The sequence below is a fragment of the Vibrio sp. Vb0888 genome, assembly GCF_033338835.1.
In the GTDB taxonomy this organism is placed as follows: Bacteria; Pseudomonadota; Gammaproteobacteria; order Enterobacterales; family Vibrionaceae; genus Vibrio; species Vibrio alginolyticus.
The window spans coordinates 1-1,563 of the sequence record NZ_JAWOTL010000094.1 but is presented as its reverse complement, the minus strand read 5'-3'; the positions used below and the strand labels follow the sequence as shown (position 1 = coordinate 1,563).

Below are 1,563 nucleotides of genomic sequence, written 5' to 3'. Positions count from 1 at the left end.
ACAAAATCTTAAATTGAAGAGTTTGATCATGGCTCAGATTGAACGCTGGCGGCAGGCCTAACACATGCAAGTCGAGCGGAAACGAGTTATCTGAACCTTCGGGGAACGATAACGGCGTCGAGCGGCGGACGGGTGAGTAATGCCTAGGAAATTGCCCTGATGTGGGGGATAACCATTGGAAACGATGGCTAATACCGCATGATGCCTACGGGCCAAAGAGGGGGACCTTCGGGCCTCTCGCGTCAGGATATGCCTAGGTGGGATTAGCTAGTTGGTGAGGTAAGGGCTCACCAAGGCGACGATCCCTAGCTGGTCTGAGAGGATGATCAGCCACACTGGAACTGAGACACGGTCCAGACTCCTACGGGAGGCAGCAGTGGGGAATATTGCACAATGGGCGCAAGCCTGATGCAGCCATGCCGCGTGTGTGAAGAAGGCCTTCGGGTTGTAAAGCACTTTCAGTCGTGAGGAAGGTAGTGTAGTTAATAGCTGCATTATTTGACGTTAGCGACAGAAGAAGCACCGGCTAACTCCGTGCCAGCAGCCGCGGTAATACGGAGGGTGCGAGCGTTAATCGGAATTACTGGGCGTAAAGCGCATGCAGGTGGTTTGTTAAGTCAGATGTGAAAGCCCGGGGCTCAACCTCGGAATAGCATTTGAAACTGGCAGACTAGAGTACTGTAGAGGGGGGTAGAATTTCAGGTGTAGCGGTGAAATGCGTAGAGATCTGAAGGAATACCGGTGGCGAAGGCGGCCCCCTGGACAGATACTGACACTCAGATGCGAAAGCGTGGGGAGCAAACAGGATTAGATACCCTGGTAGTCCACGCCGTAAACGATGTCTACTTGGAGGTTGTGGCCTTGAGCCGTGGCTTTCGGAGCTAACGCGTTAAGTAGACCGCCTGGGGAGTACGGTCGCAAGATTAAAACTCAAATGAATTGACGGGGGCCCGCACAAGCGGTGGAGCATGTGGTTTAATTCGATGCAACGCGAAGAACCTTACCTACTCTTGACATCCAGAGAACTTTCCAGAGATGGATTGGTGCCTTCGGGAACTCTGAGACAGGTGCTGCATGGCTGTCGTCAGCTCGTGTTGTGAAATGTTGGGTTAAGTCCCGCAACGAGCGCAACCCTTATCCTTGTTTGCCAGCGAGTAATGTCGGGAACTCCAGGGAGACTGCCGGTGATAAACCGGAGGAAGGTGGGGACGACGTCAAGTCATCATGGCCCTTACGAGTAGGGCTACACACGTGCTACAATGGCGCATACAGAGGGCGGCCAACTTGCGAAAGTGAGCGAATCCCAAAAAGTGCGTCGTAGTCCGGATTGGAGTCTGCAACTCGACTCCATGAAGTCGGAATCGCTAGTAATCGTGGATCAGAATGCCACGGTGAATACGTTCCCGGGCCTTGTACACACCGCCCGTCACACCATGGGAGTGGGCTGCAAAAGAAGTAGGTAGTTTAACCTTCGGGGGGACGCTTACCACTTTGTGGTTCATGACTGGGGTGAAGTCGTAACAAGGTAGCGCTAGGGGAACCTGGCGCTGGATCACCTCCTTA

The 1,563-nt window shown here is 53.5% G+C and carries 1 rRNA gene; it reads left to right on the top strand.

Annotated features, from left to right (window positions below):
• Nucleotides 1-10 precede the first annotated feature (10 nt).
• A 16S ribosomal RNA gene (locus R7P72_RS24105) occupies nucleotides 11-1,563 on the top strand.